This is a genomic window from Streptomyces sp. NPDC003248, from assembly GCF_055563235.1.
Window position 1 is genome coordinate 272830 of sequence record NZ_JBVHDT010000005.1, and the last position, 24136, is coordinate 296965.

Genomic DNA, 24136 nt, shown 5'->3' on the forward strand with positions numbered 1-24136 from the left:
GAGCTCCTGATTCCCGTCGCTCACATCTCGAACGACTCGTGATGGATGCGGCGGGCGGGGACCCCGGCGCCGCGCAAGGCCTCGTACACCGACTGGGCGAAACCGTTCGGCCCGCACATGAAGACGTCGTGGCGGTCGATGTCGGGGATCTTCCGTTGCAGCGACTCCGCCGAGATGTCGGGGCGCTCCCCGTCGGGGCTGTTGACCGCGTACATCAGCCGCGCCCCGCGCTCGTCGGCGATCTTCGCCAGCTCGTCCCACAGGGCCAGGTCCTGGGTGCTGTTGGCCCGGTAGAGCAGGGTGATGTCCCCGGCCGCGCCCGGCAGCGTCTCGAACAGCGCCCGCATCGGGGTGATCCCGACCCCGCCGGCCACCAGCAGCACCTTGCCGCGGCTGCGGCGGGACGCCGTCATCGCGCCGTACGGGCCCTCGGCCCACACCTTCGTGCCGGGCTTCAGCCCGCGCAGGGCGGCGCTGTGGTCACCGATCGCCTTGACGGTGATCCGCAGCATCTCCGGGCGGGGCGCCGCCGACAGCGAGTACGGGTGGGAGCTGAACCGCATCCCCGGCGCCAGGAACCGCCACCGGAAGAACTGCCCGGCCTCCGCGCCCATCCGGTGCAGCCTGCGGCCGCCGATCAGCACCGACACGATCCCCGGCGTCTCCTCGATGACCGCCTCGACGTACAGGCGGTGACGCAGGTTCAGCCGGAGCGGGGTGAGGACGCGGTACCAGACGACCAGCGCGGTGACCGACCCGTACAGCGCGTACCAGGCGGTCTTCGCGGCCGGCTGGACGGCGAAGTCGTTGCCGGTGGTGATCTGGTGCCAGAACGTCAGGAACACCGCGGCGTACGTCATCAGATGGACGTGGTACCAGGTGTCGTAGGGCATCCGGCGGCGGACCGGGCCGATCGAGACCAGGCCGATGACCAGCAGCAGGCCGGTGCCGAGGGCGGCCTTGCCCATGTCGGGCAGCTGGTTCACGGAGTCGACGGTCTGCTGGACGACGTCGCCGAGCGACTTGCCGGCCTGGAGCGCGTAGCCCCACATGATGAGGAACACGTGCGCGAAGGTGAGGCAGAGGGTGTACCGGCCGGTCATCGCGTGCCAGCGGGCGACCCGGTCCGAGCCCACCCGCCGCTCCAGGGCCGGCACCCTGGCCATCTGGAGGACGACCAGTGCCATCAGGTAGCCGGCGAGCAGACCGGTGATGCGTCCCGCGTTCACGACCCGGCCGGTGTCGTCCGCGATGGACGGCGTGTTGTCCCACCACAGCCACAGCACGCCCGCGGCGCCCGCCCAGACGGCGATCAGCAGCGGGACGGCCGGGGAGCGGCGCGGGCGGATGCGGCGCATCGTCTGGCGGCGGGCGGCGCGGCCGCCGGCGATCGTCGTGGTCACGGTTCCTCCGTGGGTACGGACCCTTGACCCACGAATACGTGCCGGCACCGCGGAGTGTTCAGCCGCCCGCCGAGTCGAGGGCCGACTGGAGCGACCGGCGGTAACCGTCGCTCGTGTAGGTGGCCCCGGAGACCGTGTCGATGTCGGCGCTCTGCGCCTGGAGCGCCTCCGTCCGCAGCCGGGGCAGGGCGTAGCTGTTGATCTCCTGGTCCCGAGGGTTGTCCGTGGGGTAGTCGACGGCGGTGACGTCGGTGAGCTTGCCGTTCTCGAGCGTCACACGGACCTGGACGGGGCCCCAGCGCGTCTGCGCGGAGTCGCCGGTGACGGTCGTGCCGCCGGCCGTCGGGCCGCTCGTGCCGCCGGAGGGGGCGGTCGCGGGGGCGGGGACGGCCGGCGTGTCGTGCGGCTTCAGCGACAGCAGCAGGACCATGCCGGAGACGGTGGCGGCGCTCGCCAGCACGATCCGCCGCAGCGGGCGGTTCTTCCTCAGCGCGTGCACGGGTGGGACCTCACAGTTCGAAGGACTCGTGGTGGATGCGGCGGTCCGGCACCCCCGCGGCGCGCAGGGCCGCGTACACGTCCCGGGCGAAGCCGGGCGGACCGCACAGGTACACGTCGTGGTCGGCGAGACCGGGCACGCTCGCGCGCAGCGCCCCGGCGCTCAGGTCCGGCCGCCGCCCGTCCGGCCCGTTCAGCGCGTACCGCACCCGCCCGCCGCGCCACCGCGCCAGCGCCTCGAGCTCACCGCCCAGCGCGAGGTCCCGGGCCGTCCGCGCCCGGTAGACGAGGGTGACCTCGCCCGGCAGCGTCTCGAACAGCGCCCGCAGCGGGGTGACGCCCACCCCGCCCGCGATCAGCAGCGCCCTGGGCGCCGTCCGCCGCTCGGCGGTCAGCGCGCCGTAGGGCCCCTCGGCCCACACCCGGGTGCCCGGCCGCAGCAGCGCGACGGCCGTGCTGTGGTCGCCGAGCGCCTTGACCGTGATGCGCAGCCGGTCCGGCTGCGGCGGCGCCGACAGCGAGTACGGCGTCGACGTCCACCGCAGGCCCCCGGTGAGGAACCGCCAGCGGAGGAACTGCCCCGCCCGCGCCCCCAGTTCGTCCAGCGCCCGGCCGCGCACGACGACCGACCACACGCCCGGCGCCTCCTGGTGCACGGACTCCACCCGCAGCCGGTGCCGCAGGTTCAGCCGCACCGGGGCGAGGATCCGGAACCACAGCACCAGCGCCGCCACCCCCAGGTACAGCGCGTACCAGGCGGCCCGCGCCGGTCCCGCCGTGAGGTCGGAACCCAGCTGGACCTGGTGGAAGAAGGCCAGGAAGACGGCCGCGTAGGTGAGCAGGTGGACGTGGTACCAGAACTCGTGTCCGACCCGGCGGCGCACGGCACGCGCGGAGGAGACGCCGACCACGAGGAGGATCAGCGTGCCCGCGGTGGCCTTCAGCATCTCCGGGTAGTCCAGGACCACCGTCGTCGTCTCGTGCAGGAGCGAGGCGCCGTCCTGGGCGGCATAGCCGGCGAGGATCAGCACGATGTGCGCGAGCAGCAGGCAGACCGTGTAGCGGCCCGCCATCGCGTGCCAGCGCGCCACCCGGTCGGAGCCGACGCGGCACTCCAGCAGCGGGACGCGGGCCATCAGCCCGACGAGCACGGCACACGCGTAGCCGCACAGCAGTCCGGCGATCCGCCCGGCGTTCGTCAGCCAGCCGGCCGTGCCGACCACCGACCCGGCGTTCAGCCACCACAGGGCCACCGCGGCCGCCGCCCCGGCCCACAACAGGGCGAGCAGCGGTCCCGCGGGGGAGCGCCGGGCGGCGAGCGGCACGGCCGGCGCCGTCCGCTCGTACAGGGCGGTCATGGGTACGTCCTTTCTCCCGTCCGGCTCGTCACTGTGCGCGCCGAACCTCTCAGCACGCTCTGAGAAGGCGCCCCGCTGAGGAGACTCAGAGGGAACTCAGAGCCTCCGCGGGCGTCCGCGCACCCGGCGAGGGGCGATGCTGGAGAGGCCATGAACACCACGCGCTCCGGCCGCCCCGCCCTCACCCGCCCCGACGGCACCCCGCTGCGGGTCCTCGTCGTCGACGACGACCCCGACCTCGCGGAGGTGCTGAGCGGTGCGCTGCGCTACGAGGGCTGGCGGGTCCGCACCGCCGGCGACGGGGCCTCGGCGCTCACCGCGGCCCGGGAGCTGCTGCCCGACGCCGTCGTCCTGGACGTGATGCTCCCGGACACCGACGGCTTCGCCGTGCTGCGCTCCCTGCACACCGTGCGGCCCGACGTGTGCGTGCTCTTCCTCACCGCGCGGGACGCCGTGGAGGACCGTATCGCCGGCATCACCGCCGGCGGCGACGACTACGTCACCAAGCCCTTCAGCCTGGAGGAGGTCGTGGCGCGGCTGCGCGGCCTGCTGCGCCGCGCGGGCATGGCCCGGCAGCAGGAGGACGGCCCGCGGCTGACCGTCGGCGACCTGGTGATGGACGAGGAGGCCCACGAGGTGCTGCGCGCCGGCGAGCTGATCGAGCTGTCCCCCACCGAGTTCGAGCTGCTGCGCTTCCTCATGCGCAACCCGCGGCGCGTGCTCAGCAAGGCGCAGATCCTCGACCGCGTGTGGTCCTACGACTTCGGCGGCCGCGCCCATGTCGTCGAGCTGTACATCTCCTACCTGCGCAAGAAGGTCGACGCGGGACGCGAGCCGATGATCCACACCGTGCGCGGGGCGGGGTACGTCCTCAAACCGGTCACCCGATGACCTGCCCGGCCCGCCGGATCCCCCGGCCGCACACCCTGCGCGCCCGGCTCACCCTCGGGCTGGTGGTGCTGCTCGCGATCAGCTGTGCCGCCGTCGGCGTCGCCGCGGTCCTCGGGGTGCGGGCCTTCCTCACCAGCCGGCTCGACGAGCAGCTGACCGAGGCCGGCAACCGGTTCGCGGTCAGCCTGGAGCACGGCGGGGAGCCCGAGCGCGCCGACCATGACGGCGACGAGCACGGCGACACCCGGCGGCAGGCCACGGGCACCTTCGGCGCCCGGCTGGTGGACGGCACGGTGACCAACGCGGCCGTCGTCCGCACCACCGGCACGCTCGACGTCCGCCTCACGGACGCCGACCGGGAAGGGCTCGCCGCGGTCCCGCCCGACGGCCGCGGCCACAGCGTGGCCCTCTCCGCCCTGGACGGCTACCGGCTGCTCGCCTCCCGGGGCATCGACGGCGACGTCCTGATCACCGGTCTGCCCCTGGAACCCGTCGAGGCCACCGTCCACCGCCTGGAACTGGTCGCCGGGATCGTCTTCGGGGCCGCCCTGACGGTGACCGGCGTCGCGGGCGCCCTGTGGGTGCGCTGGTCCCTGCGCCCGCTGAGCCGGGTCGCGGAGACCGCCGCCCGGGTGAGCGAACTCCCGCTGGCCAGCGGGGAGGTGGCGCTCCCGCCGCGCGTCCCGGAATCCGATCCGCGCAGCGAGGTGGGCCGGGTCGCCGGCGCCTTCGACCACATGCTCGGCCATGTCGAGGACGCCCTCACCAAGCGCCACGCCAGCGAGGAACGGCTGCGCAGCTTCGCCGCCGACGCCAGCCACGAACTGCGCACCCCGGTCGCCTCGGTCCGCGGCCACGCCGAACTCGCCCTGCTGCACCCGGGACCGGTCCCGCCGGAGGTCACGCGGGCCCTGGAACGCATCACCGCCGAGTCGACCCGGATGAGCGCGATGGTCGACGACCTGCTGCTCCTGGCCCGCCTGGACGCGGGCCGGCCGCTGGAGGCCCTGCCGGTCGACCTGACCCGCCTGGTCCTCGACGCGGTCACGGACGCACGGGCCACCGGCCCCCGTCACCGCTGGGAACTGGACCTCCCCGAGGCCCCGGTCACGGTGACCGGCGACGCGCACCGCCTCCCGCAGGTCCTGGCCAACCTGCTGACCAACGCCCGTGTGCACACGCCCGCCGGCACCAAGGTGACGGTCACCCTCGGCACGGACGCGCAGGAGGCCGTGCTCACCGTCCACGACGACGGCTCGGGCATCCCCGAGGACGTCCGGCCGGGCGTCTTCGAGCGCTTCACGCGGGCCGACCGGCGCACCAAGACGGAGAGCGGCGGGGCGGGCCTGGGCCTGTCGATCGTGGCGGCGGTGGTGGAGGCGCACGGCGGAACCGTGGCCGTGGAGAGCGAACCGGGCTCGACGGCGTTCACCGTGCGCCTGCCGCTGCCCCCTGAGGCCGGCCCCGGGACCGCGTGACGGCGGTGGCGCCCCGGTGGGTGACGCCGCCTCCCCCCGGCGTCCTCCGCTCAGGCGCCCAGCGGGTTGAGCAGGTCCGCCCGCCCCTCGAAGGCGTGCAGCAGCAGATCGGTCATCTCGAAGACGTCCTTGGCGCTGCGCGCCGGGTCGGGGCTGAGGAAGGGGCGCCAGAAGGGGTCGCGCACGATGGAGTGGCGGCTGCCCTCCATCGCCCGGTGGAAGACCTCGGCGACGATCCGCCCGCCGACGCCGGTCAGCCGCCCGCTGCCGTTCACCTCGGCCTCGCGCAGGATGTAGAACCACAGCGGGCAGTGGTCGACGAGCTTGGCCGCCAGGTCGCTGCTCAGCTGGGCCCCGGAACCGTTCGCGAAGTCGGAGGCGAGCAGCGGCTTGACGCCGAGCGCCTTGGCCATCTGCTGTCCCGTGGCGAGGCGGACCATGGTGCCCCGGGTGAGGTTGCGGAAGGCCAGGTTGAGCTCGTTGGTGTCCTCCGGCGCGTTGGGCCGGCTCCCGAAGGAGCCCAGCGGCAGCTCGGCGAGCGGGTTGACCAGCAGTGTGTCGATCCTCTTCGCCACGTTGAACTTGGCCGCCGGCACACCCAGGTCCGGCCGGCCGCCGGCCGGGAAGTCGAACAGCCGCCGGAGGTCGGCGATCCAGTTGGTGGGCAGCCGCTCGAACCGGCCGGCGTCCGGGTCGTCCGGGTCGTCGGGCGGCGGGGAGAGGATGCCGCTGGTGCCGCTGAACCGGAACAGCAGGCCCAGGGTGCCCGCGCCGTCGTCGAAGATCCGGTTCCAGTTGTAGGCCCCGCGGACCATGCTGTGGCCCAGCCGGTAGGCGGCCACCGAGAACTCGATCGGCATCGTCGGGCGGTCGTCCTCGCCGGCCCTGGGCTCGAAGAACCTGCGCCCTTGGGTGAACACCTGGTCCACGATGGCCGGTTCGACGATCCGGCCGAGGAAGTCGTGCCGCAGCATCCACTGGTAGTGCTTGACGACCGTCTCCCGGGCGGTCTCGAACAGCACCGCGCTGGAGACGCCCTTGTCGACGAGGTCGGCCACGACCCTGTTGTGGAAGCGGATGAACGCGGCGTGGATCTGGGCGACGGCCAGGTTCTCGTCGTTGCGCGGGTCCGGGATGAGCGGCCGGCGCCGCTCGGAGATCAGCGAGCCGACGCCCGCCCGGGGCAGGTCGAACCCGGTGAGGGACAGGCCGACCAGGGGGTCCGCGCCGGGGCGGGGCAGACCCTGGGTGGTGCCGGTCCGCAGGCGCAGCCCGTCGTCCTCATAGAAGCGGCGGTCGACGGGGTGGTCCGGTCCGAGCCCGTAGAGGCTGTCCAGGTCCAGTGCCGGGGAGCGGCCCTGGAGGAGCTGGTCGACGGTGACGTCCTTGCCCAGGTGGGCGGCGGTGGCGTCCAGGGTCAGGTCGTGGTCGACGAACTGGCCGAGATAGGTGAAGCCGGCCGGGACCGCGGGGTTGTCGGAGTCGGGCTGGTTGCCGGAGGCGGTCATCGCCTCGGCGAGCGCCACGCGGTCGCCGGGTTCGAGCAGGTGCTCGGGCCGGGCCTGGGGCCCCAGACGGGAGAACCGGAACTTGCGCAGGGCCGCGAGGGCCGACGGTATGACCGGTGTCACCGGCCCCTTGCCCCCGTCGTCGGTGAGCACACCCTCACCGACGACGAAGAACGAGGAGCGGACATGGCGTTTGCTCTGCGGTTCGCGTGAGGAGCGGAACATGTTTCCCCCATGTGTTCCTGTCGGCGCGCATGATGGCGCCCACGCTAGGTGACCCGAGCGCCGGACGGGAGAATTCCGTCAAATACCGCAGTGATCCTATATTTCTGTACATTCAGTCAATCTGCGTAAACCGGACAGGTGGGAGGGGGAGGGGGACGCCCGGCAGTCCGTCGATGCTCGTCGCGATGTGCTCCTTCTTCTCGAAGTACGCGCTGAGCGAGGCGTCGTCCTCCCGGGCGAACCGCTTCCCGTGCAGCTCACGGTCCTCGTCGTACGTCATGAAGGGCACCGCGTACCCGCAGGTGTCCCGCACGAGTTCGGCGTGCACGAGGATGACCGCGCGCAGACCGTGCGGCGCCGGGTCGATGTCCGGGAAGTGGGTGAGGAGCGGGCCGAAGCGCGGGTCGTCGCGGAAGACCGGCTCGCCGCGGCCGTGCACCCGCACGATGTTCGGCGGGCCCTGGAACGCGCACCACATCAGGGTGATCCGGCCGTTCTCGCGCAGATGCGCGACGGTCTCGGCGTTGGAGCCGGCGAAGTCGAGGTAGGCCACGGTGCGGTCGTCCACGACGGCGAACGACCCCTTCAAGCCCTTGGGGGAGAGGTTGACCGTGCCGTCGGCGGACAGGGGCGCGGTCGCGGTGAAGAACAGGGGCTGCTCCTCGATGAACGTACGGAGCCTGCCGTCTATGCGCTCATAGGTCTTTCCCATGTCCGGTGATTATCCGGGACTTTCCTTCGTTCGGCTGAGGAAATCTTGGGGTGGGGCCCGGACACCGCGACGGCCGCCCCGGCCGGCGCTCCACGGGGCGGCCGCCGCGCCTGTCACGTCACTGGTTCAACGTGCAGGCGGCCAGGGCGTCGAGGCCTTCGGGGCGGGCGGCGGTGCGGCCGATGGCGATCGCGATGCGGTCGACGGTGGCGATGCGTTTGTCCTCGAGGGGGCCGAGGATGGCGTTCTGGACGAAGTTCGGGCCGCCTTGGCCGACGGTGTCGGCGAGGCGTTGGTTGGCTTCGGCGATCTGGGTGTCGAGCAGGGCGAGGTTGCGGTCGACCTCGGCCTGTGCGGTGGCGGGGACGGCGGGGAGCTGCGAGGCCACGTCCGGGCAGGTGATCGTACCGACGCCGGTGCCGGTGTCGCCCGTGTCCCCGGCGTTCCCCGCGTCGTCGGCGTCGTCGGCCCCGCCCGTCGATTCGGTCGCCGTGGCGCTCGGGGTGGCCGTGGCGCCGGCGGTGTCGAGGGTGCACGGCGCCAGGGCGTCGAGGCCTTCGGGGCGGGCGGCGGTGCGGCCGATGGCGATCGCGATGCGGTCGACGGTGGCGATGCGTTTGTCCTCGAGGGGGCCGAGGATGGCGTTCTGGACGAAGTTCGGGCCGCCTTGGCCGACGGTGTCGGCGAGGCGTTGGTTGGCTTCGGCGATCTGGGTGTCGAGCAGGGCGAGGTTGCGGTCGACCTCGGCCTGTGCGGTGGCGGGGACGGCGGGGAGCTGCGAGGCGACGTCCGGGCAGGTGATCGTACCGGGGGAGGCGAGTGTCCTGGCGTCCGTGCCGCTCTTCCCGGACGACTCCCCGGCGAGGGCGGAGTTCACGACCACGGCGCCGGTCAGCGCCAGAGCGGCGGCGGCGCCGATGGCCGCCACACGACGCTTGTTGTACTTCGGAAGAGCCCTGGACATGCGGATGCCTCACTTGGGTCAGGGACGGGTGGACGGACCGGCGCCGGCGGGTTCAGCGGTGAGTACGGGTAAGCGGTTGCCGGCGTTCAAGGGGTCCGCGAAATGTTCGCCCGGAGCGGGGTGCCCGGGGGGACACCCCAGAGCCGGGCCCTGATTGACGAATCATGCAGAGTTCTGCATACTCATGCATGCCAGTGACGGCAGGTGGAACGGGGCACCGTCCGAGCGGATCCGGACACCATCCAGGCGGATCATCCACACCCCTTGCGAGGAGCAGCACAAGTGAGCAGCAACAGCGGTGACGTCCGGCTCTGGGGCGGCCGTTTCGCCGACGGTCCCGCCGAGGCCCTGGCCAAGCTGTCCGCGTCCGTCCACTTCGACTGGCGGCTCGCGCCGTACGACATCGCCGGTTCGCGCGCCCACGCGCGCGTGCTGCACAAGGCGGGCCTGCTCGCGGACGACGAGCTGACGGGCATGCTCGCGGGCCTGGACCGGCTCGAGGCGGACGTGGCGGACGGCTCCTTCACCGGCACCGTCGCCGACGAGGACGTGCACACCGCCCTGGAGCGCGGCCTCCTGGAGCGCCTCGGCCCCGACCTCGGCGGCAAGCTGCGCGCGGGACGGTCGCGGAACGACCAGGTCGCCACCCTCTTCCGGATGTACCTGCGGGACCACGCCCGGATCATCGGCGGCCTGATCGCCGAGCTCCAGGACGCGCTGATCGGCCTGGCGGAGGCCCACCCCGACGTGGCGATGCCCGGCCGCACCCACCTCCAGCACGCCCAGCCGGTCCTCTTCGCCCATCACGTCCTCGCGCACGTGCAGTCCCTCTCCCGGGACGCCGAGCGGCTGCGCCAGTGGGACGAGCGCACGGCGGTCTCGCCGTACGGCTCCGGCGCGCTCGCGGGGTCGTCGCTCGGTCTCGACCCCCAGGCGGTCGCCGAGGACCTCGGCTTCGAGCACGGCAGCGTCGGCAACTCCATCGACGGCACGGCGTCCCGCGACTTCGTCGCCGAGTTCGCCTTCATCACCGCGATGATCGGCGTCAACCTCTCCCGGATCGCCGAGGAGATCATCATCTGGAACACGAAGGAGTTCTCCTTCGTCACCCTGCACGACGCGTTCTCCACCGGCTCGTCGATCATGCCGCAGAAGAAGAACCCGGACATCGCCGAGCTGGCGCGCGGTAAGTCGGGCCGTCTGATCGGCAACCTGACGGGCCTGCTGGCCACCCTGAAGGCGCTGCCGCTCGCGTACAACCGTGACCTCCAGGAGGACAAGGAGCCGGTCTTCGACTCCTGCGACCAGCTCGAGGTCCTCCTCCCCGCCTTCACCGGCATGATCGCCACGCTCACCGTCCACCGCGAGCGCATGGAGGAACTGGCCCCGGCTGGCTTCTCGCTCGCCACCGACATCGCCGAGTGGCTGGTCAAGCAGGGCGTGCCGTTCCGGGTGGCGCACGAGGTCGCCGGCGAGTGCGTGAAGGTCGCCGAGGCCGAGGGCAAGGAGCTTGACGAGCTCACCGACGAGCAGTTCGCGAAGATCTCCGCCCACCTCACCCCCGAGGTGCGCTCCGTCCTCAACGTCCCCGGCGCCCTCGCCTCCCGCGACGGCCGCGGCGGCACCGCGCCCAGCGCGGTCGCGATCCAGCTGTCCGAGGTCAAGCGGAACGTGGCGGCCCAGCACGCATGGGCGACGGCGAAGAAGAAGGACTGAGGCAAGCGCCCTGAAGGGGCGCGGGGGACAAGTGTCCTGAAGGAGTGCGGGAACGAGTGCCCTGAAGGGGCGCGGGGACGAGTGCCCTGAAGGGGCGCGGGGAACTGCGCGACGAGCCACGACGATCCCGCACTCGCCACAGCACCGCGGCGACCGCGGCGACCGCGGCGACGGATCTCTCGGACGAAGGTCATCGCGGGTTACGTTGGTCGAAGCCGTACCGGACCGACCGAACGGAGCCCGCGATGCCCTTCGCCCGCCTCGCCTCAGCGACGACCCCCACCTGCCACCTCGGACTGGGTCTCGCCGCCGTCGGCCGCCCCGGCTACATCAACCTCGGCCGGGACGGCGACCTCGGAGAGGACCGCAGCGTCGAGGCGCTGCGCGCCCGCACCGGCGAACTCCTCGACGCCGCCTACGCCCAGGGCGTCCGCTACATCGACGTCGCCCGCTCCTACGGCCGTTCCGAGGAGTTCCTCGCCGACTGGCTCCGGGCCCGCCCCGACGTCGACGACGTCGTCGTCGGCAGCAAATGGGGCTACACCTACACCGCCGGCTGGACCACCGACGCCGAGCGGCACGAGGTCAAGGAGCACGGCCTCGCCACGTACGAGAGGCAGCGCGCCGAGACGGCCGAGCTGCTCGGCGACCGGCTCGACCTCTACCAGATCCACTCGGTGACCCCCGACAGTCCGGCCCTCACCGACAAGGCACTCCACGCGAAGCTGGCCGAGGCCGCGGCCGGGGGCCTCACCGTCGGCTTCTCCACCACCGGCCCCGCCCAGGCCGACGCGATCCGCGCCGCCGTCGCGATCACGGTCGACGGCGCCCCCCTCTTCCGTACCGTCCAGTCGACGTACAACGCGCTGGAGACCTCCGCGGGGCCCGCCCTCGCCGAGGCCCACGCGGCCGGACTGACGGTGATCGTCAAGGAGGGCATGGCCAACGGGCGTCTCGCGGAACCGCACGCGCCGGACGCCCTGCGGGCCGTCGCGGCCGAGACCGGCCTGGGCTGCGACGCCGTCGCCCTCGCCCTGGTCCTCGCACAGCCGTGGGCCGGGGTCGTCCTCTCCGGCGCCGCGACCACCGCCCAGCTCGCCTCCAACCTGCACGCGGCCGTCGTCGACCTCGACGAGGAGCAGCGGGCCGCGCTCGGCGCGCTGGCCGAGGAACCGCAGGCCTACTGGGAGCGCCGCGGCCGGCTGCCCTGGCACTGAGCCGCCCCGGACACACCCTTCTCTCGCGCCACCCTTCTCTCCCAGCACCCTCCCCTCACCACTGCCCTTCTTGAGACTCACATGCCCATAGTGAGACACGAATGTCTCATGTGGGCTACTCTCGTCTCATGGCTGTCGACCGAGACCACGTGCTGCGCAGCGCAGCCGCCCTGCTGACCCGCAAAGCCACCGCGACCATGGACGAGGTCGCCAAGGCCGCCGGGATCAGCCGCGCCACCCTGCACCGCCACTTCGCCGGGCGGGAGGCGCTCGTACGGGCGCTGGAGGCGCTGGGCATCGCGGAGTGCGAGGCCGCGCTGGACGCGGCCCGGCTCGACGACGGCCCGGCGCGCGACGCCGTCAGCCGCCTCGTCCGCGAACTCGAACCCGCCGCCGGACTGCTGTCCTTCCTCTACACCGAGAGCCAGCTGTTCGAGGGCGAGGGACAGAACGAGGGCTGGGACCGGCTCGACGCGCGGATCGCCGCCCTGTTCCGGCGCGGCCAGCAGAACGGCGAGTTCCGCATCGACCTCACTCCGGCCTGGCTCACCGAGGCCCTCTACGGCCTCATCGCCTCCGGCGCCTGGGTCGTGCTGAGCGGCAAGGTCGCCGCCAAGGACTTCCACCACATGATCACCGAGCTGCTGCTCGGCGGCGCGCTGCGCCATCCCGCACCACGGAGAGAGGAACCATGACCAGCACCCTGCGGCCGGCCGGAACGACGGCGGAGGTGAGGCGTCCGGGCCGCTGGCTCGCGCTCTCCGTCCTCGTGCTCGCCGTGCTGCTGGTGGCCGTCGACGCGACCGTCCTCGGTCTCGCGACCCCCTACATCAGCGAGGACCTCCAGCCCACCGGCACCCAGCTCCTCTGGATCGGCGACGTCTACTCCTTCGTCATCGCGGGCCTGCTCGTCTCGATGGGCAGCCTGGGCGACCGCATCGGCCGCAAGCGGATCCTGCTCGGCGGCGCCACGGCGTTCGGCCTGATATCCGTCCTCAACGCCTACGCCGCGACACCGGAGGCGATGATCGCGGCCCGGGCGCTGCTCGGGGTCGCCGGCGCGACCCTGATGCCCGCCACCCTCGCCCTGATCCGCAACCTCTTCCACGACCCGCGCGAGCGCAGCCTCGCCGTCGGCATCTGGGGCGCCACCGCCTCCGCCGGCACGGCCGTCGGCCCCATCGCGGGCGGCTTCCTGCTGGAGCACTTCTGGTGGGGCTCGGTCTTCCTGATCAACCTGCCCGTGATGGTCGTCCTGGTCCTCGTCGGCAGCAAGCTCCTGCCGGAGTCGAGGAACCCCGAGCCCGGCCCCTGGGACCTGCCCGGCGTCGTCCTGTCGCTGGCCGGCACGATCGGCGTGGTCTACGCGGTCAAGGGGGCCGCCACCCACGGCCCCACCTGGGACGCCTTCACGGCCGGTGCGCTCGGCGCGGCCGCCCTGTACGGCTTCGTGCGCCGCCAGCTCACCCTGCCGGCCCCGCTGCTGGACGTGCGGCTGTTCCGCAACCGGGGCTTCAGCGGTGCCGTCCTGGCCGATCTGCTGACCGTGCTCGGGATGTCCGGCCTGGTCTTCTTCCTCTCCCAGTACCTGCAACTCGTCCAGGGGCGAGGGCCGTTGGAGGCGGGTCTGGCCGAACTGCCCGCGGCGGTCGGCGCGGTGGCCGCCGGTCTGGTGGCGGGCCGGGCGGCGCGCCGGTTCTCGGTCCGCGCGGTGGTCTCCGGCGGCCTGGCGGCCGTGGGCCTGGCCCTGGCCGCGCTGACCGTGCTGGACCGGTCCACGGGCTACCCGCTGCTGGGAGGCGCCCTCCTGGTCGTCGGTCTGGGCGCCGGCTTCTCCTTCACGGTGACCGCCGACGTGATCCTGTCCTCGGTCCCCAAGGAACAGGCGGGCGCGGCCTCCGCGGTGTCCGAGACGGCGTACGAGCTGGGTGCCGCCCTGGGCATCGCCGCGCTCGGCTCGATCGTGACGGGCGTGTACCGGGGCTTCACCGCACCGGCGGGCACCCCCGGGGCGGCCCACGAGTCACTGGGCGGCGCGGTGGAGGCGGCGACGGCGATGCCGGCGGCTGCGGCCCGGGAGATGTTGACCTCGGCGCGCGAGGCGTTCGTCGACGGACTCTCCGTCGCCGCCGGCCTGGGCGCGGTGGTCCTGCTGGTCACGGCGGTCGCGGCATGGTTCCTGCTGCGGAACGCACGGCTGGAGAACCGGCCCTGAAGGGAAACCGGGGCGGGGGCCGGCCGAGCCGCCGAGCGGGGGGAGGCGGCCGGGTCGAGGAGACGCCCGGCCGCCGGAGGCCTACGCCGCCTTCGCCTTGGTCGCGTACATGTCCACGTACTCCTGCCCGGACAGCCGCATGACCTCGGTCATCACCGAGTCGGTCACCGCCCGCAGCACGTAGCGGTCACGGTCCATGCCCTCGTAGCGGGAGAACTCCATCGCCTCACCGAAGCGGACGGTGACCCGCCCCGGCCGGGGCATCCCGGCACCGCCCGGCTGGAGCTTGTCCGTGCCGATCATCGCGAAGGGGACGACGGGCGCCCCGGTCATCAGCGTCAGCCGGGCGATGCCCGTGCGGCCGCGGTACAGACGGCCGTCGGGCGACCGGGTGCCCTCGGGGTAGATGCCGAAGATCCTGCCCTCCTCCAGCACCCGCCGGCCGGTCGTCAGCGCGGCCACCCCGCCGCGGCCGCCGTCCCGGTCCACCGGGATCATGCCGACGCCGGTGAAGAACCACGCCATCAGCCGCCCCTTGAGGCCCTTGCCGGTGACGTACTCGTCCTTGCCGATGAAGAAGACCTGACGGTCGCACACGAGCGGCAGGATCATCGAGTCGATGAAGGTGAGGTGGTTGCCGGCCAGGATGACGGGACCGTCCCCCGGGATGTGCTCCGCGCCTTCCACACGGGGGCGGAACATCAGGCGCATGATCGGTCCGAGCACTGCCTTGATGAGCGCGAAGCGGGACAACGAGCCCTCCGATGTCAAGGGATAGCGGTATGAGTCTGTGCAGGTGAGGACGATACTCGCGGCGCCCCTGGAACCGCACATCGGGTTCACCGAGGTCTTACGTAGTGTTGACGTACGTTTACCTGAACGGACGCCCCGTCCCCGGTACGTCACACGGACGGACCGGTGTGACGTATCTCGCGGCCGAGGCGGTCCCGGGACGACGCGGACCTTCACGGCCCCCGCTCCACCCGGTACGGCACGTCCGCCCGCACCCGGTACGGCACGCCACCGCCACCCGGTGCGGCCCGTCACCCGGTGCGGCTCGCCGCCCGGCGTGCGCGGCGCGCCGTGACACCGGGCGCGGAAGCGCTCGACGCCGTACGCCGGCGAGCGCCACCGCTGCCCGGGCCGGCCGGTCCCGGCCCGCTCCGGCCGACACCGAGCGGCTACCCCGCCCCGCCGCGCCGAATCCGACGGACCGTCACGACAGCGTCGTGAACCGGCCATCTCCCGTCACTCGCCCGTTCGGGCCGGAGCCTCCCCTCGGTCATGTGGAGGCCCCTACGATCTGCGCGCACGACACGAGCCGACGGCAGGGAGGCCCCATGGGAACGCGCGAGTCGCAGGAGTCGCGGAAGTCGCAGCACGCGCCGGAGTCGAACGACCGGGCGAGCGGAACCGGACGGCGGGCGTTCCTCGGAGCGGCCGCCGTCCTCGGGGCCGGCGGCACGGCGCTCGGCCTGACCGGCACCGCCCGGGCCGCCGGGACCCGGACCGGCGCCGCCGGCGGCGGCAAGGGCCTCAAGAGCCTGCCCGTGCCGACGATCATCGGGCACCGGGGGGCCAGCGGCTACCGGCCCGAGCACACCCTCGGCTCCTACCAGCTCGCCCTCGACCTCGGCGCCGACATCGTCGAGGCCGGCGACCTCGTGCCCACCAAGGACGGCCACCTCGTCTGCCGCCACGAGCCGGAGATCGGCGGCACCACGGACGTCGCCGACCACCCCGAGTTCGCCGACCGCAAGACCACCAAGGTCCTCGACGGCGTCTCCACCACCGGCTGGTTCACCGAGGACTTCACGCTCGCCGAGCTGAAGACCCTGCGCGCGACCGAACGCATCCCGGCCAACCGACCGCACAACACCCTCTACGACGGCCGCTGGGAGATCCCCACCTTCGAGGAGGTCCTCGCCTGGCAGGACGAGCAGACCCGGGAGCGCGGCAAGCAGGTCTGGATCTACCCCGAGCTCAAGCACCCCACCTACTTCCGCAAGCTGGGCCTGGGCCTGGAGGAGCGGGTCGCCGAGCTGCTGCGCCGGGAGGGCAAGGACGACCGGAACGCGCCCGTCGTCCTCCAGTCGTTCGAACCGACCAGCATCCAGCGCCTGAACAAGCTGGTCGACAACCCCCTCGTCGTCCTCCTCTCCACCGCCGCCACCCGCCCCTGGGACTTCGTCGAGACCGGCGACCCGCGCACCGTCGCCGACCTCGTCACCCGCAAGGGCCTGCGCGAGATCGCCGGGTATGCCCAGGGCATCGGCCCGACCCTCGACCTGGTGATCCCGAGGGACGCGAACGGCCGCCTCACCACCCCGACCACCCTGGTGAAGGACGCCCACGCGGCCGGCCTGATCCTGCACCCCTACACCCTGCGCAACGAGAACCCCTTCCTGCCCGCGGAGTTCCGCGAGGGCACCGACGCGGACGCCTACGGCGACGTCTTCGGCGCCTACCGGGCGTACTTCGCCACCGGCATCGACGGCGTCTTCACCGACCAGCCCGACACCGGCCTGCTGGCCCGCGAGGACCACGTCAACGGCTGACCGACCCGTTGGGGTGACGAACCGGCCGCCCGGGCAACCCAGGCCCGGGCGGCCGCGTCGTGCCGCACATGACGCACGACCTGCTCGCCGCCCTGCGCCCGCTGCTCACCGCGGAGGCCTCCGCCGAGGCGCACGCCACCGGAGCCGAGCCCGCCGACCTCGAACAGGCGGTGTGGCTGCGCCTGCTGGAACACCTCGCCACCGACGGACGTCCGCCCCTCGACCCGCACCGCTGGCTGCGCGCCGCCGTCCGCGCCGAGTCCCGCCGCACCCGCCGCACCACCCGCCGGGAACGGCCCTTCGAGACCGATCCCGCCGACGACGGCGACCACGGCCCCGAGCACCTCGCCCTCACCGCCGCCCGCCACCGCGCCCTGCGCGACGCCGTGCGCCGGCTCCCCGGCCGCTGCCCCCGGCTCCTCCAGGCGCTGCTGTCGCCGCGGGACCTCACGTACCGGGAGATCGCGGGGGAGTTGGGTATCTCACAGGGCAGCCTCGGACCGGAACGTTCCAGATGTCTGGGATGTCTGCGGCGTCTGCTCGCACCGGAGGTTGCGGCCCGCGAAGTGCGGGGATAGGAGTGAAGGACCACGAGCGATCAGGTGAGCGGGAGGCGTGCGCACATGGGCATGAGCGTGACCATCTCGGTGGCGACCGAGCAGGATGCCGAGCAGATCTTCAGGTTGCAGTACCTGTGTTTCCAGAGCGAGGCGGCCCTCTACGGCAACTACCGCATCGCCCCCCTCGTCCAGACCCTCGACTCGGTCCGCCAGGAGCTCGCCTCCGACTGCGTGTTCGTGGCGCGGCTGGGCGACGAGGTCGTCGGCTCGGTCCGCGGCTCCCTCACCGAGGACGGCGCCGCCGCCATCGGCAAGCTCTGCGTCCACCCCCGCCTCCAGGGGCACGGCATCGGCGCCCGGCTGCTGCGCGCCGCCGAGTCCGCCCTCGCCGAGGAACGCGGCGCCACGCGGTTCCGCCTCTTCACCGGCCACCGCAGCGAGGGCAACCTCCGCCTCTACCGCCGCGTCGGCTACGAGACGGTCGGCACCTCCCAGGGCGCCGACGGCGTACCGATGATCGTCCTGGAGAAGGCGGCCGGGACGTACGTGGCTACGGCGTGACCGTGCGCGACCTGCGCAGCCAGTACAGCGCCGTCAACGGCAGCAGCACCGGGATGAACACGTACCCCATCCCGTAGTCCGACCACACGGTCGAGTCGGGGAAGGCCGACGGCTCCACCAGCGTCCACGTCCCGACCACCAGCACCCCCGCGAGTTCGGCGGCGCAGCACACCTGCGCCGCCCTCCGCGCCGTCTCCCCGCCCCGCACCAGCGAGTACGTGATGAACCCGTACACGACGCCGGCCAGCGCGGACAGCGAGTACGCCAGCGGCGCCCGGTCGAACTCCGTGGCGATCTGGTACGCCGACCGCGACACGGCCCCGACCACCATCACGCCGTAGAACCACACCAGCACCAGCCCCGGCCCTCCGATGAGCCGCGCGGGCTTCTCCTCCACGGCCGCCATCTCAGCCTCCCCAGATGTCATAGAGCCGCACCTCCAGCACGGCGAGCACCACGCCGCCGGCCGCGACCGTCACCGAACCCCACCGCGTCCGCTCGGCCAGCGACATGAACCCCGCCGCCGGCACGCACGCGAACGCCCCCAGCAGATAGGCCACGAAGATCGTCGTGCCCTGCGCCGGGTCCTCGCCCCGCGCCAGCTGCACGATCCCGATCACCAGCTGCGCCAGCGCCAGGACCGAGACCACGGCCATCCCGATGAAGTGCCAGTCCTTCGTGGGCTGATCACGGTAGGCCGCCCAGCCGCACCAGGCGGCCAGCAGCAGCGCGGCGACACCGGTCACCAGCGTCAGGACATCAAGCATGCAGCGACTTTATTACGGCGTGACCGGCCCCCCGTGGTCGGCCCCGGGCCCCGCCGCCGCGCCGCCCGCGGCCCCGGCGCGAGGACCGTGGCGTTGGCCACAGCCCGCCGGGCCGGCGACCCGGCGCGGCCCCGCTGTGAAAGAGCTGTCAGCCCTGTCCTTCCTGGTCACCGCCGGGAGAGGAGAGCTCCGCGCAGGTCCGGGACGCGTCCGCGGCCGTCCATGATGCGGACGACCGAGCCCTGTCAGGACCGTACGTCTGGTTTACTGATCGCATGACCACGACGAGCAGCCGCACCCTTGCGACCGAGGCGACCCCGACGCCCGGTGCTCGTTGTACCGGTCGAATGTGCGCCTTTTAGAGGGCCCCTGCACCACCCCGGGTTCGCGCCCCGAAGCGAGCCGCCGTGGCACACCGGTACGCCGTGAGCCGTACGCGTCCCGAGCCGCGCCCCGCGCACCAGTTCTCCCCCCGGTTCGATCGCCACCGCGAGGACCGTGCCGCGTCCCTGACCGAATCGCCTCCGTGCCCGGGCACACCCACGCCCGCGCACTCGACAGTGACGGAAAACCAGTGATCACCACATCGGGCCTGACGAAGATTTATCGGGCTGACCGCTCCCGCGGCCGTGAGGTCACCGCCCTCGACGGCGTCGACCTGCACGTCCGCGAAGGCGAGGTCTACGGCGTCATCGGCCAGTCCGGCGCCGGCAAGTCCTCGCTCATCCGCTGCATCAACCTGCTCGAGCGCCCCACCTCCGGGACGGTCACCGTCGACGGACAGGACCTCACCGCCCTCGCCGGCCGCGGACCGCGCGCCGGCCGTGAGCTCCGCCAGGCGCGCAGCCGCATCGGCATGGTCTTCCAGCACTTCAACCTGCTGTCCACGCGGACCGTGCAGGACAACGTCGAGCTGCCGCTGGAGATCCTCGGCAGGTCGGGCCGCGAGCGCTCCCGCAAGGCCCTCGAACTGCTCGACCTGGTCGGTCTCGCCGACAAGGCCAAGGCCTACCCCGCCCAGCTCTCCGGCGGCCAGAAGCAGCGCGTCGGCATCGCCCGCGCCCTGGCCGGCGACCCCAAGGTCCTCCTCTCCGACGAGGCCACCAGCGCCCTCGACCCGGAGACCACCCGCTCGATCCTGACGCTGCTGCGCGACCTGAACCGGCAGCTGGGCCTGACCGTCCTGCTCATCACGCACGAGATGGACGTGGTCAAGAGCATCTGCGACTCGGCCGCGCTCATGGAGCAGGGCCGCGTCGTGGAGTCCGGCACGGTCAGCGAGCTGCTCGCCACGCCCGGCTCGGAGCTCGCCGCCGCGCTCTTCCCGGTGAGCGGCGAGGCCGCCGACGAGGGCCGCACCGTCATCGACGTCACCTTCCACGGCGAGTCCGCGACCCAGCCGGTCATCTCCCAGCTCGCGCGCACCTACAACATCGACATCTCGATCCTGGGCGCCGCCATCGACACCGTCGGCGGCCTCCAGGTCGGCCGGATGCGCATCGAACTGCCGGGCCGCTACGAGGACAACGTCGTACCGGTCGGCTTCCTGCGCGAACGCGGACTCCAGATCGACGTACCGGGCGCTTCGCAGGAGAAGTCCCCGCTGGTGAAGGACGGTGCCAAGTGACCTGGTCCGAGATGCAGCCCCTGCTCGCGCAGGCGTGTTGGGACACCCTCTACATGGTGGGCTGGTCCACTCTCATCGCCGTCGTGGGCGGCCTCCCGCTCGGCGTCCTCCTCGTCCTCACCGACCGTGGCGGCCTGTTGCAGAACGTCGTCGCCAACAAGGTGATCGGGCAGGTCGTGAACATCGCCCGCTCCATGCCGTTCATCATCCTGATGGTCGCCCTGATGGGCTTCACCCGCTCGATCACCGGCACCACCATCGGCCGCGAGGCCGCCATCGTGCCGCTCGCCATCGGCGCCATCCCGTTCTTCGCCCGGCTGGTCGAGACGGCCGTGCGCGAGGTGGACGGCGGTCTCGTCGAAGCCGTCCAGTCGATGGGCGGCAACACCTGGACGATCGTGCGCAAGGTCCTCGTACCGGAGGCCCTGCCCTCGCTGATCGCCAGCACCACCACCACGATCGTCGCCCTCATCGGCTACTCCGCGATGGCCGGCACGGTCGGCGCGGGCGGCCTCGGCGACATCGCCATCCGCTACGGCTACCAGCGCTTCGAGACCGAGCTGATGTGGATCACCGTCGCGATCCTCGCCGTCGTCATCTCGCTCATCCAGTTCGCCGGCGACTACGCGGCCCGCTCCCTGCACCGCCGCGGCGGCCGCTCGGGTCCCGCCCCCAAGCTGCGGCTCCTCAAGGTCAAGGAGCCCGCGGCCGCCGACATCGGCAACGCCGCCTGACCCGTCACCCGGATTCCCCGCACACCCGCAGCGGGGTCGCATCACCCTCAGGAAAGGCACTTTTCGTGCGTAACACCGCCAAGATCACCACCGCCGTCCTCGCCGCCGGAGCCCTCACCCTCGGACTCACCGCCTGCGGCTCGGACAAGGACTCCGCCTCCGACACCAGCGGCCCGCTGATCGTCGCCGCGAGCCCGGTCCCGCACGCCGAGATCCTCGACTACGTCAAGGAGAACCTGGCCGAGAAGGCCGGCCTCGACCTGGAGGTCAAGGAGTTCACCGACTACGTCACGCCGAACACGGCGACCGAGGACGGCTCCGTGGACGCGAACTACTTCCAGAACCAGCCGTACCTCGACGACTTCAACAAGAAGAACGGCACCCACATCGTGCCCGTCGTCACGGTCCACCTGGAGCCGCTCGGCCTCTACTCCAGCACGGTCAAGAGCGTGGACGACCTGAAGAGCGGTGCGACCGTCGCCGTCCCCAACGACACCGTCAACGAGGCACGCGCGCTGAAGCTGCTCGCCGCGAACGGGATCATCACCCTCAAGGACGGCGCGGGCAACGCGGCCACCCCCGCCGACATCACCAAGAACCCCAAGGGCCTCAAGTTCAAGGAGCTGGAGGCGGCCCAGACCCCGCGCTCCCTGGACGACGTGGACGCCGCCGTCATCAACGGCAACTACGCCATCGAGGCCGACCTCAAGCCCGCCGAGGACGCCCTCGTCCTGGAGTCCGCCAAGGACAACCCCTACGGCAACTTCCTCGCCGTCAAGGAGGGCAACGAGGACGACCCGCGCGTCAAGAAGCTCGCCAAGCTCCTGACCTCCGACGAGGTCAAGAAGTTCATCGAGGACAAGTACGCCGGCTCCGTCATCGCCTCCTTCTGAGGCACCGTCACCGCCGCGAGGCCACACCCGGCCGCTTCCGGCCGGCCCCCCCCCGCGCGCTCACGGCGTCCGCGCGCACCCACGGGGTCCGCCCCTTCACAGGGAGTGGACCCCGTGGTGCGTCGCGGTGCTTTCATGCTGCATGCTGGGCAGTTCAGCAGGCCTGACGGTCAAACAGGCCGGGCCCCGACGGTTTCGAAGGTTACGGAGCGGCGCATGACGAGCACCTTCCCCACCATCTCCATCAGCACGGAGCGGTTGGTGCTGCGTCCCCTCGACGAGGACGACGTGCCCGCCCTGGCCGAGATGATGAACGACGAACAGGTCACGGCCTGGACCGCGGTCCCCCAGCCCTTCACCGAGGCCGGAGCCCGCACCTGGATCACCGAGTACGCCCCCGCCGAACGCGCCGCCGGCCGTGGCCTCGACCTCGCCGTCACCGAGTTCCTCACCCAGCGGCTCGTCGGCGTCATCCGGCTCGGAAAGACGAACTGGCACGTCCGCTCCACCGAGCTGTCGTACATCGTCGCCCCCTGGGCGCGCGGCGAGGGCTACGCCTCCGAGGCGGCCCTCGCCACCGCGCAATGGCTGTTCACCGACCAGAAGTTCGAGCGCATCGAGGTGCGCACGGCCGCCGACAACACCGCCTCCCAGCAGGTCGCGCAGAAGATCGGCTGCATCAGCGAGGGCGTCCTGCGCAACGCCTGTATAGCGCGCGCCCGCGCCGAGGACGGCACCTGGAACGAGGTGCGCACCGACTTCATCGTCTGGAGCCTGCTCCCCGAGGACCTGGACGGCGCCGGGGAGCGGCTCTCGGACGACGGCGGCTACACGTCCTACGCCGACTGGAACTGACCTCCGGCCACCCCACCGCCGCCGCCCGGGCCCACCCGACCAGGTACTCTCACGGAGCCCGCCGCCTGCGTAGATTCCCGGGAGACTGACGACGATGGCCGACCGCGTCACGGTGATCGGCTGGGACGGCTCGCCGCTGACCGCCGCGGCCCGCTCCGCGCTGGGTGCCGCCACGCTCGTGGCCGGCGCCGCCCACCACCTGGCGCTGCCCGAAGTGCCGCCCGCCGCCGAACGCATCCGCCTCGGCAGCGTCGCCCTCGCCGCCCGCCGCATCGCCCCCCACCGCGGCACCGCGGTCGTCCTCGCCGACGGCGACCCCGGCTTCTTCGGCGTCGTCCGCACCCTGCGCGCCCCCGAGTTCGGCCTGGAGGTCGAGGTCGTCCCGGCCGTCTCCTCCGTCGCCGCCGCCTTCGCCCGCGCCGGCATGCCCTGGGACGACGCCCAGGTGGTCGTCGCCCACCGGCGCACCCTGCGCCGCGCGGTGAACGTGTGCCGCGCCCACCCCAAGGTCGCCGTCCTCACCTCACCCGGCGCCGGCCCCGCCGAACTGGGCCTGCTCCTGGAGGGCGTCCACCGCACCTTCGTCGTCTGCGAGGAACTCGGCACCGACCGCGAACGGGTCGCCGTCGTCACGTCCGACAAGGCCGCCGACCACACCTGGCGCGACCCCAACGTCGTCATCGTCATCGGCGGGCCCACCGCCCCGGCGGCGGGCGCCGAGGGCGGCTGGATCGCCGGCCGCGACCCGGGCGCCGGCCCGCGCGGCTGGGCCCTGCCCGCCGAAGCCCACGGCGGCGACCTCGGCGAGGGCGAGTCGGAACTGCTCCGCGCGGCGCAACTCGCCCGTCTCGGCCCGCGCGTGGGCGACCTCGTCTGGGACATCGGCTGCGGCAGCGGCGCCTTCGCCACCGACGCCGCACGGGCGGGCGCGGCCGTCATCGCCGTCGACCGCGACCTGGAGGCCTGCGCCCGCACCGACGCCTCCGGGCGCCGCCACGGCGTCCACCTCCAGACCGTCCGCGGCACCGCCCCGCACGTCCTGGAGAACCTGCCCGAACCGGACGTCGTCCGCGTCGGCGGCGGGGGAGCGGCGGTGGTCTCCGCGGTCGCCGACCGCCGTCCGCAGCGCATCGTCACCCACGCCCTCACCCGGGACGCCGCCGAACTCGTCGGCCGCGAGCTGACCCAACACGGCTACCGCGTCGAGTGCGCCCTCCTCCAGTCCGTCGAACTCGACACGCGGGACTGGACGGAGACGGAGCGGAGCGTCGCGTTCCTGCTCAGCGGGGTGCTCCCCGACCGTTCCGCCTGACCCGGTCCACCCTCCCCGTGATCCTGTTGTCGTACCGCGCGCGGTAGGCTGGCCGATCGTCGTACCGCATCCGTTCGCCCGGCG

At 72.6% G+C, this 24136-nt stretch carries 23 protein-coding genes; 14 read left to right on the forward strand and 9 right to left on the reverse strand.

What is annotated here, in order from left to right; genetic code table 11:
- Positions 1-20 precede the first annotated feature (20 nt).
- Genes ACZ3KJ_RS15185 through ACZ3KJ_RS15195 form a run of 3 tightly spaced genes read right to left on the reverse strand, consistent with a single transcriptional unit; the run spans position 21 to position 3259 of the window.
- The gene (locus ACZ3KJ_RS15185; protein ID WP_467527176.1) at positions 21-1403 is read right to left on the reverse strand and encodes a ferredoxin reductase family protein; all 1383 of its coding nucleotides are present in this window, start codon (positions 1401-1403) and stop codon (positions 21-23) included.
- Between the two features lie 58 nt (positions 1404-1461).
- Positions 1462-1902: an FMN-binding protein gene (locus ACZ3KJ_RS15190; protein ID WP_467527177.1), complete on the reverse strand. Its 441-nt coding sequence runs from the start codon at positions 1900-1902 to the stop codon at positions 1462-1464.
- 10 nt (positions 1903-1912) lie between these two features.
- Complete coding sequence (locus ACZ3KJ_RS15195; protein ID WP_467527178.1) at positions 1913-3259, reverse strand: ferredoxin reductase family protein; 1347 nt, start codon at positions 3257-3259, stop codon at positions 1913-1915.
- A 150-nt stretch (positions 3260-3409) separates the two neighbouring features.
- Here ACZ3KJ_RS15195 and ACZ3KJ_RS15200 point away from each other — a divergent pair, with 150 nt between their 5' ends.
- Both ACZ3KJ_RS15200 and ACZ3KJ_RS15205 read left to right on the forward strand, forming a co-directional pair.
- Positions 3410-4150 (forward strand): response regulator transcription factor, encoded by a 741-nt coding sequence (locus ACZ3KJ_RS15200; protein ID WP_389519737.1) that lies wholly within the window; start codon positions 3410-3412, stop codon positions 4148-4150.
- A complete protein-coding gene (locus ACZ3KJ_RS15205) occupies positions 4147-5628 on the forward strand; it encodes a sensor histidine kinase (protein ID WP_467527180.1) in 1482 nt (493 codons plus the stop codon). Before ACZ3KJ_RS15200 ends, ACZ3KJ_RS15205 begins: the two co-directional genes overlap by 4 nt.
- A 50-nt stretch (positions 5629-5678) precedes the next feature.
- On the opposite strand, the gene ACZ3KJ_RS15210 is transcribed toward ACZ3KJ_RS15205, so the two are convergent.
- The 3 genes from ACZ3KJ_RS15210 to ACZ3KJ_RS15220 all read right to left on the reverse strand — a co-directional run bounded on the left by ACZ3KJ_RS15210 (position 5679) and on the right by ACZ3KJ_RS15220 (position 9037).
- On the reverse strand, positions 5679-7361 hold the full coding sequence (locus ACZ3KJ_RS15210) for a peroxidase family protein (RefSeq protein WP_467527182.1): 1683 nt from the start codon (positions 7359-7361) through the stop codon (positions 5679-5681).
- Positions 7362-7473: 112 nt separating this feature from the next.
- Positions 7474-8073: a pyridoxamine 5'-phosphate oxidase family protein gene (locus ACZ3KJ_RS15215; protein ID WP_467527183.1), complete on the reverse strand. Its 600-nt coding sequence runs from the start codon at positions 8071-8073 to the stop codon at positions 7474-7476.
- A gap of 118 nt (positions 8074-8191) precedes the next feature.
- Positions 8192-9037: a hypothetical protein gene (locus ACZ3KJ_RS15220; RefSeq protein WP_467527184.1), complete on the reverse strand. Its 846-nt coding sequence runs from the start codon at positions 9035-9037 to the stop codon at positions 8192-8194.
- Positions 9038-9319: 282 nt separating this feature from the next.
- Here ACZ3KJ_RS15220 and argH point away from each other — a divergent pair, with 282 nt between their 5' ends.
- The 4 genes from argH to ACZ3KJ_RS15240 all read left to right on the forward strand — a co-directional run bounded on the left by argH (position 9320) and on the right by ACZ3KJ_RS15240 (position 14185).
- Positions 9320-10753, forward strand: a complete 1434-nt coding sequence (gene argH, locus ACZ3KJ_RS15225; protein ID WP_467527185.1) for an argininosuccinate lyase — start codon at positions 9320-9322, stop codon at positions 10751-10753.
- A gap of 245 nt (positions 10754-10998) precedes the next feature.
- Positions 10999-11970, forward strand: a complete 972-nt coding sequence (locus ACZ3KJ_RS15230) for an aldo/keto reductase (protein WP_467527187.1) — start codon at positions 10999-11001, stop codon at positions 11968-11970.
- 128 nt (positions 11971-12098) lie between these two features.
- On the forward strand, positions 12099-12665 hold the full coding sequence (locus ACZ3KJ_RS15235; protein ID WP_467527189.1) for a TetR/AcrR family transcriptional regulator: 567 nt from the start codon (positions 12099-12101) through the stop codon (positions 12663-12665).
- On the forward strand, positions 12662-14185 hold the full coding sequence (locus tag ACZ3KJ_RS15240) for an MFS transporter (protein WP_467527191.1): 1524 nt from the start codon (positions 12662-12664) through the stop codon (positions 14183-14185). The genes ACZ3KJ_RS15235 and ACZ3KJ_RS15240 overlap by 4 nt, the downstream gene beginning before the upstream one ends.
- 81 nt (positions 14186-14266) lie before the next feature.
- On the opposite strand, the gene ACZ3KJ_RS15245 is transcribed toward ACZ3KJ_RS15240, so the two are convergent.
- Positions 14267-14938, reverse strand: coding sequence for a lysophospholipid acyltransferase family protein (locus tag ACZ3KJ_RS15245; protein ID WP_401690996.1), 672 nt, complete (start codon positions 14936-14938; stop codon positions 14267-14269).
- Positions 14939-15525: 587 nt separating this feature from the next.
- Here ACZ3KJ_RS15245 and ACZ3KJ_RS15250 point away from each other — a divergent pair.
- The 3 genes from ACZ3KJ_RS15250 to ACZ3KJ_RS15260 all read left to right on the forward strand — a co-directional run bounded on the left by ACZ3KJ_RS15250 (position 15526) and on the right by ACZ3KJ_RS15260 (position 17864).
- The gene (locus ACZ3KJ_RS15250) at positions 15526-16743 is read left to right on the forward strand and encodes a glycerophosphodiester phosphodiesterase (RefSeq protein WP_467527193.1); all 1218 of its coding nucleotides are present in this window, start codon (positions 15526-15528) and stop codon (positions 16741-16743) included.
- A gap of 68 nt (positions 16744-16811) precedes the next feature.
- Positions 16812-17321 carry a sigma-70 family RNA polymerase sigma factor gene (locus tag ACZ3KJ_RS15255; RefSeq protein WP_467527195.1) on the forward strand — a complete coding sequence of 170 codons (510 nt, stop codon included), beginning with the start codon at positions 16812-16814 and terminating at the stop codon, positions 17319-17321.
- A 45-nt stretch (positions 17322-17366) separates the two neighbouring features.
- Positions 17367-17864, forward strand: coding sequence for a GNAT family N-acetyltransferase (locus ACZ3KJ_RS15260; protein ID WP_467527438.1), 498 nt, complete (start codon positions 17367-17369; stop codon positions 17862-17864).
- Here the strand turns inward: ACZ3KJ_RS15260 and ACZ3KJ_RS15265 are convergent.
- Both ACZ3KJ_RS15265 and ACZ3KJ_RS15270 read right to left on the reverse strand, forming a co-directional pair.
- Positions 17854-18270, reverse strand: a complete 417-nt coding sequence (locus tag ACZ3KJ_RS15265; RefSeq protein WP_467527440.1) for a hypothetical protein — start codon at positions 18268-18270, stop codon at positions 17854-17856. The genes ACZ3KJ_RS15260 and ACZ3KJ_RS15265 overlap by 11 nt on opposite strands.
- A gap of 1 nt (position 18271) precedes the next feature.
- Entirely contained in the window at positions 18272-18631 is a 360-nt protein-coding gene (locus ACZ3KJ_RS15270; RefSeq protein WP_389519719.1) for a hypothetical protein, read from the reverse strand.
- A 574-nt stretch (positions 18632-19205) separates the two neighbouring features.
- Here ACZ3KJ_RS15270 and ACZ3KJ_RS15275 point away from each other — a divergent pair.
- The 5 genes from ACZ3KJ_RS15275 (at position 19206) to cbiE (ending at position 24052) form a co-directional block, all read left to right on the forward strand.
- Positions 19206-20258 (forward strand): methionine ABC transporter ATP-binding protein, encoded by a 1053-nt coding sequence (locus ACZ3KJ_RS15275; RefSeq protein ID WP_467527196.1) that lies wholly within the window; start codon positions 19206-19208, stop codon positions 20256-20258.
- Positions 20255-20992: a methionine ABC transporter permease gene (locus tag ACZ3KJ_RS15280; RefSeq protein WP_401690805.1), complete on the forward strand. Its 738-nt coding sequence runs from the start codon at positions 20255-20257 to the stop codon at positions 20990-20992. Before ACZ3KJ_RS15275 ends, ACZ3KJ_RS15280 begins: the two co-directional genes overlap by 4 nt.
- A gap of 65 nt (positions 20993-21057) precedes the next feature.
- Complete coding sequence (locus tag ACZ3KJ_RS15285) at positions 21058-21885, forward strand: MetQ/NlpA family ABC transporter substrate-binding protein (protein WP_467527197.1); 828 nt, start codon at positions 21058-21060, stop codon at positions 21883-21885.
- Positions 21886-22101: 216 nt separating this feature from the next.
- The gene (locus tag ACZ3KJ_RS15290) at positions 22102-22740 is read left to right on the forward strand and encodes a GNAT family N-acetyltransferase (protein WP_467527198.1); all 639 of its coding nucleotides are present in this window, start codon (positions 22102-22104) and stop codon (positions 22738-22740) included.
- Between the two features lie 94 nt (positions 22741-22834).
- Positions 22835-24052 (forward strand): precorrin-6y C5,15-methyltransferase (decarboxylating) subunit CbiE, encoded by a 1218-nt coding sequence (gene cbiE / locus ACZ3KJ_RS15295; RefSeq protein ID WP_467527199.1) that lies wholly within the window; start codon positions 22835-22837, stop codon positions 24050-24052.
- The last annotated feature ends 84 nt before the right edge of the window (positions 24053-24136 follow it).

Coding starts and splice junctions, on each gene's coding strand:
- ACZ3KJ_RS15195 (WP_467527178.1), bottom strand. CDS start 3,259: ATGACCGCCCTGTACGAGCGGACGGCGCCGGCCGTGCCGCTCGCCGCC.
- ACZ3KJ_RS15200 (WP_389519737.1), top strand. CDS start 3,410: ATGAACACCACGCGCTCCGGCCGCCCCGCCCTCACCCGCCCCGACGGC.
- ACZ3KJ_RS15205 (WP_467527180.1), top strand. CDS start 4,147: ATGACCTGCCCGGCCCGCCGGATCCCCCGGCCGCACACCCTGCGCGCC.
- ACZ3KJ_RS15210 (WP_467527182.1), bottom strand. CDS start 7,361: ATGTTCCGCTCCTCACGCGAACCGCAGAGCAAACGCCATGTCCGCTCC.
- ACZ3KJ_RS15215 (WP_467527183.1), bottom strand. CDS start 8,073: ATGGGAAAGACCTATGAGCGCATAGACGGCAGGCTCCGTACGTTCATC.
- ACZ3KJ_RS15220 (WP_467527184.1), bottom strand. CDS start 9,037: ATGTCCAGGGCTCTTCCGAAGTACAACAAGCGTCGTGTGGCGGCCATC.
- ACZ3KJ_RS15230 (WP_467527187.1), top strand. CDS start 10,999: ATGCCCTTCGCCCGCCTCGCCTCAGCGACGACCCCCACCTGCCACCTC.
- ACZ3KJ_RS15235 (WP_467527189.1), top strand. CDS start 12,099: ATGGCTGTCGACCGAGACCACGTGCTGCGCAGCGCAGCCGCCCTGCTG.
- ACZ3KJ_RS15240 (WP_467527191.1), top strand. CDS start 12,662: ATGACCAGCACCCTGCGGCCGGCCGGAACGACGGCGGAGGTGAGGCGT.
- ACZ3KJ_RS15250 (WP_467527193.1), top strand. CDS start 15,526: ATGGGAACGCGCGAGTCGCAGGAGTCGCGGAAGTCGCAGCACGCGCCG.
- ACZ3KJ_RS15255 (WP_467527195.1), top strand. CDS start 16,812: ATGACGCACGACCTGCTCGCCGCCCTGCGCCCGCTGCTCACCGCGGAG.
- ACZ3KJ_RS15260 (WP_467527438.1), top strand. CDS start 17,367: ATGGGCATGAGCGTGACCATCTCGGTGGCGACCGAGCAGGATGCCGAG.
- ACZ3KJ_RS15265 (WP_467527440.1), bottom strand. CDS start 18,270: ATGGCGGCCGTGGAGGAGAAGCCCGCGCGGCTCATCGGAGGGCCGGGG.
- ACZ3KJ_RS15270 (WP_389519719.1), bottom strand. CDS start 18,631: ATGCTTGATGTCCTGACGCTGGTGACCGGTGTCGCCGCGCTGCTGCTG.
- ACZ3KJ_RS15290 (WP_467527198.1), top strand. CDS start 22,102: ATGACGAGCACCTTCCCCACCATCTCCATCAGCACGGAGCGGTTGGTG.
- cbiE (WP_467527199.1), top strand. CDS start 22,835: ATGGCCGACCGCGTCACGGTGATCGGCTGGGACGGCTCGCCGCTGACC.